General features: G+C 61.2%; 14 protein-coding genes and 2 tRNA genes. 12 read left to right on the forward strand and 4 right to left on the reverse strand.

The window, feature by feature from the left end; genetic code table 11:
* Positions 1-126: 126 nt before the first annotated feature.
* The 5 genes from zwf to AC2A1F_RS05700 all read left to right on the forward strand — a co-directional run bounded on the left by zwf (position 127) and on the right by AC2A1F_RS05700 (position 5,917).
* On the forward strand, positions 127-1,575 hold the full coding sequence (gene zwf, locus AC2A1F_RS05680; RefSeq protein WP_484207765.1) for a glucose-6-phosphate dehydrogenase: 1,449 nt from the start codon (positions 127-129) through the stop codon (positions 1,573-1,575).
* Positions 1,568-2,194, forward strand: coding sequence for a 6-phosphogluconolactonase (locus tag AC2A1F_RS05685; RefSeq protein WP_484207766.1), 627 nt, complete (start codon positions 1,568-1,570; stop codon positions 2,192-2,194). Before zwf ends, AC2A1F_RS05685 begins: the two co-directional genes overlap by 8 nt.
* Positions 2,194-4,014 (forward strand): phosphogluconate dehydratase, encoded by a 1,821-nt coding sequence (gene edd, locus AC2A1F_RS05690; protein ID WP_484207767.1) that lies wholly within the window; start codon positions 2,194-2,196, stop codon positions 4,012-4,014. Before AC2A1F_RS05685 ends, edd begins: the two co-directional genes overlap by 1 nt.
* Positions 4,015-4,052: 38 nt before the next feature.
* Entirely contained in the window at positions 4,053-5,021 is a 969-nt protein-coding gene (locus AC2A1F_RS05695) for a glucokinase (protein WP_484207768.1), read from the forward strand.
* 113 nt (positions 5,022-5,134) lie between these two features.
* Entirely contained in the window at positions 5,135-5,917 is a 783-nt protein-coding gene (locus AC2A1F_RS05700; protein ID WP_484208177.1) for an enoyl-CoA hydratase-related protein, read from the forward strand.
* Between the two features lie 47 nt (positions 5,918-5,964).
* Here AC2A1F_RS05700 and aroB read toward each other — a convergent pair whose 3' ends face one another.
* Positions 5,965-7,071 carry a 3-dehydroquinate synthase gene (gene aroB, locus AC2A1F_RS05705; RefSeq protein ID WP_484207769.1) on the reverse strand — a complete coding sequence of 369 codons (1,107 nt, stop codon included), beginning with the start codon at positions 7,069-7,071 and terminating at the stop codon, positions 5,965-5,967.
* Positions 7,062-7,643 (reverse strand): shikimate kinase, encoded by a 582-nt coding sequence (locus tag AC2A1F_RS05710; RefSeq protein ID WP_484207770.1) that lies wholly within the window; start codon positions 7,641-7,643, stop codon positions 7,062-7,064. The genes aroB and AC2A1F_RS05710 overlap by 10 nt, the downstream gene beginning before the upstream one ends.
* A 232-nt stretch (positions 7,644-7,875) precedes the next feature.
* Here AC2A1F_RS05710 and AC2A1F_RS05715 point away from each other — a divergent pair, with 232 nt between their 5' ends.
* The 4 genes from AC2A1F_RS05715 (at position 7,876) to AC2A1F_RS05730 (ending at position 13,345) form a co-directional block, all read left to right on the forward strand.
* Positions 7,876-9,831 (forward strand): hypothetical protein, encoded by a 1,956-nt coding sequence (locus AC2A1F_RS05715; RefSeq protein WP_484207771.1) that lies wholly within the window; start codon positions 7,876-7,878, stop codon positions 9,829-9,831.
* 3 nt (positions 9,832-9,834) lie between these two features.
* Positions 9,835-10,752, forward strand: a complete 918-nt coding sequence (locus AC2A1F_RS05720; RefSeq protein WP_484207772.1) for a tyrosine recombinase — start codon at positions 9,835-9,837, stop codon at positions 10,750-10,752.
* 32 nt (positions 10,753-10,784) lie between these two features.
* Entirely contained in the window at positions 10,785-11,741 is a 957-nt protein-coding gene (locus tag AC2A1F_RS05725) for an acetyl-CoA carboxylase carboxyltransferase subunit alpha (protein WP_484207773.1), read from the forward strand.
* Positions 11,742-11,860: 119 nt separating this feature from the next.
* Positions 11,861-13,345: a M48 family metalloprotease gene (locus tag AC2A1F_RS05730; protein WP_484207774.1), complete on the forward strand. Its 1,485-nt coding sequence runs from the start codon at positions 11,861-11,863 to the stop codon at positions 13,343-13,345.
* Positions 13,346-13,422: 77 nt separating this feature from the next.
* On the opposite strand, the gene AC2A1F_RS05735 is transcribed toward AC2A1F_RS05730, so the two are convergent.
* Positions 13,423-13,611, reverse strand: coding sequence for a Flp family type IVb pilin (locus tag AC2A1F_RS05735; RefSeq protein WP_484207775.1), 189 nt, complete (start codon positions 13,609-13,611; stop codon positions 13,423-13,425).
* A gap of 102 nt (positions 13,612-13,713) precedes the next feature.
* The gene (locus AC2A1F_RS05740; RefSeq protein WP_484207776.1) at positions 13,714-13,896 is read right to left on the reverse strand and encodes a Flp family type IVb pilin; all 183 of its coding nucleotides are present in this window, start codon (positions 13,894-13,896) and stop codon (positions 13,714-13,716) included.
* A 59-nt stretch (positions 13,897-13,955) separates the two neighbouring features.
* On the opposite strand from AC2A1F_RS05740, the gene AC2A1F_RS05745 reads away from it, so the two are divergent.
* From AC2A1F_RS05745 to AC2A1F_RS05755, 3 genes are all read left to right on the forward strand, one after another.
* Positions 13,956-14,420, forward strand: coding sequence for a (deoxy)nucleoside triphosphate pyrophosphohydrolase (locus tag AC2A1F_RS05745; protein ID WP_484207777.1), 465 nt, complete (start codon positions 13,956-13,958; stop codon positions 14,418-14,420).
* A 15-nt stretch (positions 14,421-14,435) separates the two neighbouring features.
* Positions 14,436-14,512 (forward strand) — tRNA-Arg (locus AC2A1F_RS05750).
* 47 nt (positions 14,513-14,559) lie between these two features.
* A tRNA-Arg gene (locus AC2A1F_RS05755) sits at positions 14,560-14,636 on the forward strand.
* Positions 14,637-14,710 lie beyond the last annotated feature (74 nt).

The raw sequence follows: 14,710 nt of genomic DNA on the forward strand, positions 1-14,710 counted from the left end.
GCATACTTATGCGTGCTGAATGGCCATACTTTAGGGTCTAGGGCGGAACCGCAAGGCGGACGCCAGCCGTTCCTTCACGGCCCGCGATGCCTTTAGAAGATTTGGGCCAATGGGAGATTTGCGTCGATGATCGAAACCAGTTGCTCGGCCCTGCTGCTATTTGGCGCGACCGGGGACCTTTCGCGGCGCATGTTGCTGCCATCGCTCTATGCCTTGCACGAGGATGGCCTGATCCGGCCCGATCTGCGCATCGTCGGCACCGCGCGGTCCGAACATGATGATGCCGATTTCCGCGAATTTGCCCGCGCTGCGCTGGCCGAATTCCTGCCCGAGGATCGGCGCGACGAGGAAAAGCTGGCAAGCTTTCTGGAGCGGCTGGAATATCAGACGCTCGATGCCTCGAACGTCGATGGTTTTGGCGATCTGGCAAAGAAGCTGGGTGACACGTCGTGCGGCCTGTCGATCTTCCTGTCGACCGCGCCGTTCCTGTTCGAGCCGACCATCGAGGGCCTGAAGCGCGCTGGGTTGACCCATGGCAACGTGCGGATCGGCCTTGAAAAGCCGCTGGGCAATGATCTGGCATCGTCCACCCGCATCAACGATGCTGTGGCCGCGGCCTTTGCCGAGGAACAGATTTTCCGCATCGATCATTACCTTGGCAAGGAGACGGTGCAGAACCTGATGGCGCTGCGTTTTGCCAATATGATGTTCGAACCGCTGTGGAATGCCGGCGGCATTGATCACGTGCAGATCACAGTCAGCGAAACCGTGGGCCTTGAAGGGCGCAAGGGGTTCTACAACGATACCGGCGCGCTGCGCGACATGGTGCAGAACCATATGCTGCAACTGTTGGCGCTGACTGCGATGGAGCCACCGGCCAATCTCGATGCCACATCGATCCGCGATGAAAAGGTCAAAGTCCTGCGCGCCTTGCGTCCTGCCAAGGCCGAAGAAATGGTACGCGGCCAGTATCGCACCGGTGCGGTAAAGGGCGCTTCGGTCAGCGGTTATGCCGAAGATCTGGGCGAGGCTTCGGACACTGAAACTTTCGTGGCGATCAAGGCCCATGTCGACAACTGGCGCTGGACCGGGGTGCCGTTCTACCTTCGCACCGGCAAGCGGTTGAGCGAGCGGCGCAGCGAGATCGTGGTCGAGTTCAAGCAGGTGCCGCACAACGTCTTTTCCGAGCGTGGCGGCCGGTTGCGCGCCAACCGCTTGGTGATCCGTCTGCAACCCGAGGAATATGTGCGGTTGCAGGTCATGGCCAAGGAGCCGGGGCTGGATCGTGGCGGCATTGTGCTGCGCGAGGTAAATCTTGACCTGTCGCTGACCACCGCCTTTGCCAAGGCGCGCCGCCGCATCGCCTATGAACGCCTGCTGCTCGACCTGATCGAGAGTGAACAGACACTGTTCGTGCGGCGTGACGAAGTGGAAGCACAGTGGAAATGGGTCGATGCTATCCGCAAGGTCTGGGCCGATACCGGCATGGAGGCCAAGCCCTATGCGGCGGGTAGCTGGGGGCCGAACGCGGCCATCGCACTGACCGAGCGTGACGGAAGAAGCTGGAATGACTGACCGATCACCAGCAACGGTGCATTGGGCCGATCCCGGCGATGCTGCGGCCGTGGCCGATCACATCGCGCGCGTCGTTTCCACTCCGGGGCACAAGCGCATTGCCTTCACCGGTGGCTCGACCCCGATCAAGGTGCTGGCGCTGCTGAAGGATCGCCCGCTGGACTGGTCCAGCGTTACCATCGCACTCACTGATGATCGCCGTGTGCCCGATGATCATCCGGCCAGCAATTTCGGCAAGATCCACGCGGCGCTGGGCACTTCGGGGGCGAAGTTTGAGCGGCTTGAGGAAGGGGCGTTAGTAGCCCCATTCGATTTGGTCTGGCTCGGCATGGGCGAGGATGGCCACGTCGCCTCGCTGTTCCCCGAAATGAAGGCGCATATGCGGCCCGGCCCGGCCGTGATCGCCACAACGCCGATCCCGTTGCCGCCCGAAGCGCCGTTTGACCGGCTGACGCTGAACGCAGCGGCGCTCAAAGCAACGCGCGAGATCATTCTCGTCGTTACCGGCACCTCCAAGAAAGCGCTGTTGGAACGCGCGCTGGCCGGGGATGACCGCTATCCCGTCACTAAATTCCTGCGCGGCTTTGGACCGCCTGTTACGATCTACTGGAGCGAATGATGCCGATGAACCCCACCGTCGAGCGCGTTACGCAACGCATTGTCGAGCGTTCGCGCACCACCCGCGCAGCCTACCTTGATCTGATCGAACGCTCGCGCGATCAGGGCCTCAACCGGCCGCAGTTGTCCTGCGGCAATCTGGCGCACGGCTTTGCCGCAGCGGGCGATGACAAGGCGCTGATCAAGAGCGGCAAGGCGATGAACATCGGCATCGTCACCGCCTATAACGACATGCTCTCGGCGCATCAGCCCTATGGTCGCTACCCCGAACAGATCAAGATTTTCGCCCGCGAAGTGGGCGCCACGGCGCAAGTCGCAGGCGGCGTGCCCGCGATGTGCGATGGGGTGACACAGGGCCAGGATTCGATGGAACTGTCGCTGTTCAGCCGCGACAACATTGCCATGGCCACGGTCGTCGGCCTCAGCCACGCCATGTTCGAAGGCGCGCTGTTGCTGGGCATTTGCGACAAGATCGTGCCTGGCCTGCTGATCGGCAGCTTGCGCTTTGGCCACCTGCCAACGATCCTTGTGCCTGCAGGTCCGATGCCCAGCGGCCTTCCCAACAAGGAAAAGGTCCGCATCCGCCAGCTCTATGCCGAGGGCAAGGTCGGGCGCGAGGAACTGCTGGAAAGCGAAAGCGCCAGCTACCATTCGCCGGGCACCTGCACGTTCTATGGCACTGCCAATTCCAACCAGATGATGATGGAAATGATGGGCCTGCACATGCCCGGCTCCAGCTTCGTCCAACCGGGGCAAAAGCTGCGGCAGGAACTGACGCGCGCTGCGGTGCACCGTGTGGCGCAGATCGGGTGGGAGGGCGATGATTATCGCCCACTGGGCCGCTGCATCGATGAAAAGGCCATCGTCAATGCGATTGCGGGCCTGTTGGCCACGGGCGGATCGACCAACCATGTGATCCACGTTCCCGCTATTGCGCGGGCTGCCGGTATCCAGATCGACTGGGATGACATGGACGAATTGAGCCGCGTCGTGCCGCTGATCGCCAGCGTCTATCCCAACGGGGCAGGCGATGTGAACGGCTTCGCTGCAGCCGGCGGCATGCCCTATGTTATCCGCGAACTGATCGGCGCAGGGCTGGCCCATGCCGACATCATGACCGTTTACGGCAAATCGCTGGAAGAAGGCGCGCAGGAGCCGGTGATGCAGGGCGATGCCTTGGCGTGGGAGCCTGCGCCGGCAGTATCAGCAGACGAAACCCTGCTGCGCCCCGTTTCTGCCCCGTTCCAGCCCGAAGGCGGCTTCCGCTTGTTGCAAGGCAACCTCGGGCGCGGGACGATCAAGGTCAGCGCGGTCCATCCCGCGCGCTGGACGATTGAGGCTCCATGCCGGGTGTTTGACAACCAGAACGCTGTCTTGGCCGCGTTCAAGGCCGGCGAACTGGAGCGGGACGTGGTTGTCGTAGTGCGGTTCCAGGGACCCGCTGCCAATGGCATGCCCGAACTGCACAAGCTGACCCCGCCGCTGGGCGTGCTGCAGGACCGTGGGTTCAAGGTGGCGCTGGTCACCGATGGCCGCATGTCGGGCGCTTCGGGCAAAGTTCCGGCGGCCATCCACGTCTCCCCCGAAGCCAAACTGGGCGGGGCTTTGGCCAAGCTTCGCGATGGCGATGTAGTGCGGGTCTGCGCCAATACCGGCGAACTGGTGGCGCTGGTTGATGCAGGCGCATGGGACGCCCGCGAAGATGCGGTTGCCCCGCCCGAAGGCCTTGGCGTAGGACGTGAACTCTTCGCGCTCATGCGTCATCATTCCGATCCGGCAGAGCGCGGCGGTTCGGCCATGCTCGCGGCCGCCGGACTGTAATTGACGCAGCCGAACACGGCGCGATTGGGAGGGACAGGATGCAGGTAGTTGCGGTCGATATCGGTGGCACCCACGCGCGCTTTGCGATTGCCGAAGTTTCGGGCGGGCGGGTCGTCTCGCTGGGCGAGGCGGTAACGCTGAAAACGGCAGAGCATGGGTCGTTCCAACTGGCTTGGGAAGAATTTGGCCGTCAGCAGGGTGGCGCTTTGCCGCCTGCTGCGGCAATTGCTGTGGCGGGACCGGTCGGGGGTGAGGTGATCAAGTTCACCAACAATCCTTGGATCATCCGCCCGGCGCTGATTCCCGAGAAACTGGGCGCTGAACAACACGTTGTTGTGAATGATTTTGCCGCCGTGGCCCATGCCGTGGCGCAGGCGGATAGCGATCATTTCCTTCACTTGTCCGGCCCGGAACTCACTTTGCCGGAATCCGGTGTAATCAGCGTTATCGGCCCGGGCACCGGCCTTGGCGTGGCACAGTTGTGGCGCGATCCGGCCGGATACCGGGTCGTGCCGACCGAAGGTGGTCACATCGATTATGCGCCGCTCGATTCCATCGAAGACGCCATCCTATCTGGCTTGCGCAAGCGGCATCGCCGCGTTTCGGTGGAGCGGGTGGTTGCAGGTCCCGGTATCGTCGACATCTACGAGGCGCTGGCACTGTTGCAACACCGCCCGTTCACGCAGCGCACGGACCGTGAGCTATGGGAACTGGGCACCTCGGGCGAAGATAGCCTTGCGGCTGCTGCGGTTGACCGGTTCTGCCTGTCGCTGGGCAGCGTAGCGGGTGATCTAGCGCTTGCCCATGGCGCGACCGGCGTGGTCATGGCAGGCGGGCTTGGCTTGCGCATCAAGGATACACTGGCGCGGTCCGGGTTTGCCGATCGGTTCCGAGCCAAGGGCCGCTTCGAAGGCCTGATGGCGGCGATCCCGGTCAAGCTGATTACCCACCCGCAACCCGGCCTGTTCGGCGCGGCTGCCGCCTTTGCACAAGCTTACGCGGGTTAATTCTGTGTGGTAACGTTAACTGACTAGTTAAAATTCTGGTAGATTCGTGCGTCCAAGTCAGTAAGGCATCCTCTAAGCGCATGGCGCAGCTGGCCAAAAGAGAGGGTGCCCAGATGGACTATGAAACCATTCGTGTTGAACGCACAGGCGATGTTCTCAAGCTCGTGCTGAACCGGCCGGAGCGGCTGAACGCCTGTCCGCCGGACATGGCGCTCGAACTGGCCACCGCGCTGAACGACCTTGGCGGCGCTCGCGCCGTTCTGATCACGGGCGAGGGCCGCGCGTTCTGTTCCGGGGCCGATCTTGCCGCGCGCGGTGATCGCTCGATTGCCGGAGGGCGCGGAGCCTACACCGCGCTGACGCAAGCTTATAATCCGCTGATGCTCACGCTCTCGCGCGTAGCCGTGCCAGTGGTAAGCGCAGTCAACGGGCCAGCGGCCGGCGTCGGATGCTCCATCGCGCTTGCGGCAGACTTCGTGATTGCCGGACGCAGCGCTTATTTCCTGCAGGCCTTCGTCAACATTGGCCTCGTGCCCGATGGCGGGGCTTCATGGATGTTGGCGCGTCTTGTGGGCAAGGCGCGCGCCACGCAGATGATGATGCTGGGCGAAAAGATTGGTGCAGAGCAGGCCGAAAACTGGGGCCTGATCTACAAGGCAGTGGACGATGCCGCTCTGCAGGACGAGGCGATGGCCCTCGCCACTCGGCTTGCTGCTGGCCCCACCGTTGCCCTTGGCACAATGCGCCAGAACCTCGCCAAGGCGCTTGAAGCTGATTACGCCAGCGCGCTGCTGACCGAGGCTGAAGGCCAATGGAAAGCAGGCGACAGCGACGATGCCGCCGAAGGTGGCAAGGCATTTCTGGAAAAGCGCAAGCCCGCCTTCACCGGCAAGTAAACATCGATCTAAGGGCCGGGCCGGGGCAGCTTCGGCCCCGGCCTGCCTCAGCGCGCCAGTTCCTCGTTGAGAAACGCCGCGACATCGGCCAGATCAACATCCTTGGCCAGAAACGTCTGCCCAATCCCGCGCATAAGCAGAAAGGGCAGGGTGCCTGCGTCCATCTTCTTGTCGTGCAGCATGTGATCGGTCAGCCGCTGCCCATCGCAATCAAGCCCAAGCTGCTTTAGCGAGGCGGGCAGGCCGATGCCGCCCACGTGCGCGGCAACACGCTCGGCATCTTGGCCCGCCATGAGGCCTTGCCGCGCTGAAAACCGCGCAGCCAGCACCATGCCGAGCGCCACGCCTTCACCATGCAGCAACCGGTCCGAAAACCCTGTCTCCGCCTCCAGCGCATGGCCAAAAGTGTGCCCAAGGTTGAGCAGCGCGCGCACGCCTGCGGTCTCTTTTTCGTCTGCGGCCACGATCCGCGCCTTTGCAGCAACGCTGGTGGCAATCGCGGTCTCACGCGCAGACGCATCGCCCGCCAGCAGCTTTGCGCCATTGGCCTCGCACCATTCGAAAAATGGCGCATCATCGATCAAGCCGTACTTGATCACTTCGGCATAGCCCGCCCGCGTATCGCGCAAGGGCAGGGTATCCAACGCCAGCGGATCGGCCAGCACAAGTGAAGGCTGATGGAACGCGCCCACCAGGTTCTTGCCCGCAGGCGTGTTGATCGCGGTCTTGCCGCCAACGCTCGAATCAACCTGTGCCAGCAGCGTCGTGGGGATCTGGATAAATCCGCAACCGCGCTTGACCATCGAGGCGGCAAAGCCGGTCAGATCACCGATTACCCCGCCGCCCAGCGCCACGATATTGTCCTTGCGCTCCACTTCCTGCGCCAGCAGCCAATCGACCACGCGGGCCAGTTGCTCCCAACTCTTGGTGCTCTCGCCTGCTGGCAGCACCAGCCATTCGCTGGCAAGGCCAACAGCGGAGAACGACGCAGACACAGTGTCGCGCCACGCCTTGGCCACGTGTTCATCGGTCACCACGGCCACGCAATTTTTGCGAATAAAGGGGCGGCAATGCTCGCCCGCCTGCGATAGCAGACCTGCTTCGATCCGCACTTCATAAGGCGCACCGGCAATCGCGACGGGAATTACAGCCATTGATCGATTGCTTTCAGTATCTTGGTGGCAGTGACATGATGCGGTTGCACCCCGCTCATCACATGGATCGGTGCTTGCGCGTAGAACGGCTCACGTTCCTCTTTCAGGCGCGTGAGTGTCTGCCGTGGATCACCGTTCTGCAACAACGGGCGATTGCCCTTTCGCCCAACCCGTTCGAGCAAGGTATCCACATCGCTGTCGAGCCAGATGGCGATACCCATCTCCAGCACAAGAGCTCGTGTCCGTGGATCGCAAAATGCACCGCCTCCGGTGGACAGTATCTTGCGGTCAGTATGCTTTCCGCTGCCGATTAGCCGCGCAATCACGCGCCGTTCACCATCGCGGAAATATGGCTCACCATATGTGGAAAAGATCTCAGAGATCGGCATGTGCGCGGCCAGCTCGATTTCTTCGTCGGCATCGACGAACGGCAAATGCAACATGCTGGCCAGTTTGCGACCTACGGTAGTCTTGCCAACGCCCATCATGCCGATCAGAACCAGTGGACGGTCTATCCGCCGCGCGATGCGGCCGATTTCTGTCAAGCTGAGTTGGTCCGCATCATGTTCCATTGCCGCGCTGCCTATACTTGCGCTAGTGCCGCTTGCAAGTATCGCCTGAAGTGTCGCATTGGCTGGGGTTGGCTCGGTCGAAAACCGGATGCGCGTAGATGAAGAAGCTTGCTGTGGTTGGCCTTATATTGCTGGCCGCATTTTTGACAGTTGCATGGATCAGGGGTGGTGCGCAGCCGATGCATTGGATCGAACAGCCGCTGAAGCCGGGCGCTTCTGCAGGAACGAAGCCATGACGGAACAGCGCAAAGTCCGCATTCGGACAACGCACAGATGGCTTGCCGTGTCTGGCCTTGTGGTTTCGTGCCTTGCCCTGTCAGGGCTTGCGGTTTCCGAAGGATTGCTGGCGCAGGAATCGTTACTGCCGCCTGGCTTTGACAATCCGCCTACCAAACCCCCAGCACAGCGCACAGCCGCGCCTTTGCCAGCCCGCACGGCTGCTCCGGCCCCGCGCCCATCTCCATCGTCAGCGTCATCAGCCCAACCTTCGAGCGGGCAGGCCACATCAGCCCCGATCGCAGGGGCGACAGCGGTGCCTGTTGTCCAGCCATTCCCAGGCGCAAACCCGGTTGCTTCCGGCGGGGGGATAAGTGACGAGGAGCTGCTCAATTCAATTGATCCGGCCCTGCTGGCAAAACTGATCGAATCGGCCACGCCAAAGTCCGATATTCCGGCTGCCGGGCAACGCAGCCTGGCGCGCGTTGGCGTGGTGGACGAGAGCGACGGCGGCTTCCCGGCCCTGTCCACCTACTACCTCAACGGCGCCTTCGTTGAAGGCATGGTCGGCAAGATGCGCGGGCGCTTTGTGTCGCGATGGGGCCACATCCTTGCTCGGCGCGTGCTGGCCAGCAGGCTGGCAACGCCGGTGGGCATGAATGGAGCGGATTGGGCGGCCATGCGCGCGCAACTGCTGCTGCGGATGGGTGAGGCTGAGGCCGCCCGGGCTATGGTCCAGTCGGTCGATAGCGGCAACTTCACTCCAGCGCTGGAGGATGCAGCACTGGCCAGCTTTGTGGCCACGGCCGATCCTGTCGGGCTTTGTCCCATCACCGCGCTAACGGCGTCGAACCGTCAAGGCTCCGAATGGGATATGGTCCGGGCCATCTGTTCATCCTTTGCAAGCGAAGGATCGAATGGAATGGCGCAGCTGGACCGCGCACTGCGTCGTGGAACGGGCAGCAAGATCGATATCCTGCTCGCCCAGAAGTTTGCAGGCGCTGCCAGCAATACGCGCCGCGCGGTGAAAGTGGAATGGGATGACGTCGATGCGCTTACCCCATGGAGCATCGGCCTGTCCTTTGCCACCGGGATCGAGCCACCTGCCGAGCTTCGCAACAAGGCCGGGGCCTCCTATGCCCTGCTGGCTTCCCGCGCCCCGATGCTGCCAATCAGAGCTCGCGCCGCCGCGGCAGACATTGCCGCAGCGCGCGGCGTCCTCTCGGGCGCAGCTATGGTTGATCTTTACAGCCAGCTCTATGGCGAACGCGATGCAGGAGACGCCGCACCGGATGAATGGGCGCGCCGCGCCGAAACGCTGCGCACTGCCTATGTTGGCCAAGCGCAAGATGATCGTCTTGAAGCGATCCGCGCTTTATGGGGCGATGGCAGCGATCCTGACCGGGCGTTTTCCGGGCTGGTGCTGACCTCGCGAGCTGCTGCCAGAGTGATGCCGTCAGAAGGGCTCGCGTCCAGCGCAGCGCCGCTGATTGCCTCGATGCTCACCGCAGGGCTCGATCGCAATGCTCTGAAGTGGGCGCAGTTCTGCCCGGTTGGCAGCGAGGCATGGGGGCTTCTGGTTCTGGCCAATCCGGGACGTGCGACCGTGATTGGGGCAGAGGGGCTGAATGCCTTTGCCAACGAGGATGATTCCGAAGAATCACTGCGGTCGCAGTTCCTGCTCGCAGGGCTGATGGGGCTTGAGCGTGTGGATACTGCGGCGGCGCGAGACTTTGCAGCCAAGGTCAGTGCCGATCTCACGCGCCAAACCCGCTGGACACGCGCGATTGAAAGCGCGGCTGCATCAAACAACACAGCGCTCGTGGCGCTGCTGGCGGCGTTCGGGATGCAGGGTGACCGGTGGGACCGGATGACGCCGCTCCACCTCTATCACATCGTTTCTGCGCTCCACCGTGTTGGGCTTGATGATGAAGCACGGATGATTGCCGCCGAAGCCGTGTCGCGGGTCTGACTGTTGCCAAAGGGTTCCGCTGAGCCTGCTATCGAGAGCTTTCTGGCTATGCTAGCGGCGCAACGCGGGGCTGCTGCCAATACGCTATCGGCCTATCGCCGCGATCTTGCTGGTGCAGCCAAAGTTATCGGACCGCTGGCCAGCGCATCGCGCGAGGATATCGCAAAGCTCGGCGCAAGCTGGGTTGATCTTGCGCCTGCATCGCTTGCACGCAAATCTTCGGCGTTGCGGCAGTTCTACGGCTTTTTAGTGGATGAGGCGTTGCGCGAGGATGATCCATCGCCTGCGCTGCCAAGGCCCACCATCCGTCGTCCACTGCCCCGGCTGCTGTCTCACGATGAAGTCGCCGCGCTGTTTCACACAGCCGAAGCCGAAGCGGGCCTTGGTACGCCGGAAGCCTTGCGCATGCTAGCGCTGCTGGAGTTGCTCTACGGCTCGGGCTTGCGTGCAACCGAATTGGTATCTCTGCCGCTATCATCTGTACCGCGCGACGCGCCGTTTCTGACCATTATCGGCAAAGGCACGGTGCAGCGCATGGTCCCGGTCTCGGCCCGGGCGACCAAGGCGCTGGCCGATTGGCTGCGGGTCAGGGATAACACCGGAAAAACCGTGGACAAAACCGGCGCAAAAGCCAACCGCTATGTCTTTCCATCGCCACGCGGTGGATTCCTGTCGCGCGTTCGGCTGTTCCAACTTTTGCGGGAACTGGCATTGCGGGCCGGGCTCGATCCTGAAAGAGTCAGCCCGCACGTGCTGCGCCACGCCTTTGCCACGCATCTGCTAGAGGGCGGCGCAGACTTGCGCGTGCTGCAGACCCTGTTAGGCCATGCCGATATCGCCACCACACAGATCTACACGCATGTTGATGCTGCGCGCCTCGTCTCTCTGGTCAACCAGCGCCATCCGCTTGCCCAAGGTTGACCAAATCGCTGCTCGCGCCTAGCGGAAGGCCCATGATTTCCTATCTCGAGTTCGAAAAACCGGTCGCCGCGCTCGAAGCCCGCATTGCCGAACTGCGCGAAACGGCGCGCGGCGGCGATATCGATATTTCGTCTGAAATTCGCAGGCTTGAAGGCAAGTCAGCCGAACTGCTGGCCAGTACCTACAAGGCGCTGACGCCATGGCAGAAGACGCAGGTAGCGCGGCACCCTGCGCGCCCGCATTTCAAGGATTACGTTGAGCAGATCTTCACCGATTTCCTGCCACTTGGTGGGGATCGGCGATTTGGTGAAGATCAGGCCATTGTTGGCGGCTTTGCCAAGTTCGCCCCGCAATTCGGGGGTGGCCGTGTCATGCTGATCGGGCACGAGAAGGGCAACGATACGCAAAGCCGCATCCGCCATAACTTCGGCATGGGCAAGCCGGAAGGGTATCGTAAAGCCATCCGCCTGATGGAAATGGCGAGTCGCTTTGGCCTTCCGGTCGTTACGCTTGTCGATACGTCGGGCGCATTTCCCGGCGTCGAGGCCGAAGAGCGCGGGCAGGCTGAAGCCATCGCCCGTTCGACAGAGGCCTGCCTTGCGCTGGGTGTGCCAATGATCGCCACAATCGTGGGGGAGGGCGGTTCAGGCGGAGCTGTTGCGCTTGCCAGTGCCGAGCGCGTGCTGATGTTCGAACATGCAATCTATTCGGTCATTTCCCCCGAAGGCTGCGCTTCGATTCTGTGGCGTACGGCTGAAAAAGCGGCTGACGCAGCCGAAGCGATGAAGGTGACCGCGCAGGATCTCCTGTCTCTTGGCGTTATTGACCGTATCGTGCGCGAACCCGTTGGCGGCGCACATCGCGATCCGGCAGCAGCCTGCACGACGCTGGGGAAGGCGATTTCCGAAGAGTTGCGGGCGCTTTCGAGCAAGTCGTCAGATGAACTGCGCAACCTGCGGGCGGAGCGTTTTCTCAAGATTGGGGCCTGATTGGATAAGGTTGCTGGAATTCGGGAACCGGATTTGCGAGAGTGTGGTTAATGGTGCTCATCCTGCCGGCTTCCACGGCGGGAGATGCCGTTACGTAAACATCCATCCGGGAGAACAGGATGTCTTTTGCCCGCCGCTCGCGCGCCACGATCCTTACCGCGGCTGTCATAGCCGTTTCAACCCTGCCACTCAGCTTGGTCAAGTATGGTGGCCATGCGAACGCACAAGGCACCGTTCAGTCTATCAGCGCTGCAGACAAGAAGCAGGGTGCCCAAGCTCACCCCCAGCTTCTGCAGGAATTTGGCGGCGCGATGACCGGACCGCACGCCACATATGTTGACGGGATAGGCAAAACAATCGCGCTGCAATCAGGGCTTAGCAATGCCCGAAGTGACTTCACGGTTACTTTGCTAAATTCTCCCGTGAACAATGCCTTTGCGATTCCCGGCGGCTACATCTACGTGACTCGCCAACTAGCCGCATTGATGAACAATGAGGCCGAACTGGCCGGTGTGCTCGGGCATGAAGTCGGCCACGTGGCTGCCAGACATGCGGCCAAGCGGGAAAGTGCGGCAAAGCGCAATGCGATCATCGGTGCGCTGGGCTCGATCCTGTCAGGCGCGTTGCTCGGAAACAATGCACTTGGCCAAATTGGGCAGGAGATATTTTCGACCGGCAGCCAGTTGCTGACGCTGAAGTATTCGCGCGGCCAAGAAACTGAATCCGACAATCTGGGCATTATATATCTGCAGCGTGCCGGATACGATCCGCGTGCGATGTCGACGGTTCTGCAAAGCCTCGCCAACCAGAACGCGCTTGATGCAGCGATAAAAGGGGCGGCGAACCAAGTTCCGCAGTGGGCGAGCACTCACCCTGATCCGGCGTCGCGTGTGCGCGCCGCGCTCAATCGCGCGGGAACGAAGGTCACCGGGCGCACGAATCGCGATTCTTTCCTGACCAGCATTGCAGGCCTGACTTATGGTGATGATCCTGCGCAAGGGATTGTCGATGGTTCAAAATTCACGCACCCGGCGCTAAGGTTGGCGTTTCAGGCACCAAACGGGTTTTATCTGGTCAATGGTACGCGATCGGTCGCCATTTCCGGGCAGTCTGGGAAGGGCGAATTTTCGACAGCCGCCTATAGCGGCAATCTCGAAACTTATATTCGGACGGCTTTTTCTGGCCTGTCCAGCCAGCAGCAACTGGCGCCGCAATCGATCCAGACGACAACGGTGAACGGGCTGCGTGCCGCCTACGGTACCGCGCGCGCCACATCGGGCAATGGCCAGGTCGATATCGTGGTCTTTGCCTATGAATTCGCGCCGAACCAGGCATATCACTTCACCACGATCAGTCAGGCGGGGCAGGCCGCACAGTTCAACGGATTGTTCCAGTCGCTGCGCCGGATCGACGCGACAGAGGCTTCTGCGGTAAGACCGCGCAAGCTGACCGTAGTAACTGTAAAGTCCGGCGACACGTTGCAAAACCTCGCTGCCAGAATGGCCTTTACTGATCGTCCGCTTGAACGGTTCCTGGTCCTGAATGGAATGACTTCGTCAACCAGGCTGGTGCCGGGACAGCGGGTCAAGCTTGTCAGCTACTGATCGCGCTCTCGAGCATGAAAGAAGGGCGGATACCTGAGGTACCCGCCCTTCTCATGTGATTGTGATGTTACAAGGAATTATTCAGCAGGCGTGCCGTCCTTGGCTTCATCCATCTGAGTTCCAACAGCCGTAAAGGTGTTGCTCAGCGAGGTGCCCAGCTGGCTCATTGCAGCAATCGCGGCAACAGCGACGAGAGCAGCGATCAGGCCGTATTCAATTGCCGTGGCGCCTTCGTTGTTGGCGAGCAGGTTGCGGAAAAGCTTCATGTCGGTCTCCTAGAGTAAAGGTCTTCTTGTCTTCCCGTCCCGCCCCAACTTTGTCCCCGGAGCGAGCATTCGCACTGTTACGTAGCAAAGCCTAAGAAGCCGTTAATTGCCGCCGGTCTTGACAGAGGCATTTTCGTTGACGTCGAGGTACATGTTGTACATCGCATCACCGAACGACTTCATGCCAAAGGTTGCTGCCAAACCAATCAAAGAGATCAGCAGGCCATATTCAATGGCTGTGGCACCGCTCACGTTGCGGAAAAGGTATTGAAGGAACTTCTTCATTGTCATTCCCAGTTGAGCGGTGTGGCAGAAATTACGGATGGTTCCCTAAGAAAGGGTTGATGGTTGCCTTGCGCATGGAAGATTTATCGACAGTGCTGATCGTTGTGGGGCTCGCCATCGTGGATCAGATGGGCCGCGTGTTGATGCAGGAACGCCCGCTGACCAAGGCGCACGGCGGGCTTTGGGAGTTCCCCGGAGGCAAGGTGGAGCCGGGTGAAAGTTGCGAACAGGCACTTGTAAGAGAAACCGACGAAGAGCTCGGCATTAAGGTTGATGTCTCTGATCTTGCAGCGGTTTCTTTCGCTACGGGATTTAGTACTGGCAATGCGAGACGGTTGCTTTTGCTGCTCTATACAACCGGGAAATGGGAAGGTGTGCCCCAAGCCTGTGAGGCCGGCTCATCTATCGCTTGGGTGGGACCGGATGACTTGCTTGGCCTTGCCATGCCTCCGCTTGATATTCCGCTTGCGCAGGCGTTGATTCGTTATCTGCAAGGGGTTGCCAAAGCAGAATCAGCCCCCTAAAGGCGCATCTCCCAAGCACCCGTAGCTCAGCTGGATAGAGCATCAGACTACGAATCTGAGGGCCGGGCGTTCGAATCGCTCCGGGTGCACCATTTTCCAAGGGCCTGTCCCGCGGGATATGGCGGGTTGGAAATGGCGGGCACCCGTAGCTCAGCTGGATAGAGCATCAGACTACGAATCTGAGGGCCGGGCGTTCGAATCGCTCCGGGTGCACCATTTCCCACTGTCGCCAGAAAGCCCGCCATGCGCGGGCTTTTTTGTTTCTGGCAGTCAGAAAATGCTGCGTTCGC

The organism is Novosphingobium sp. HNCC26BN242, assembly GCF_057180525.1.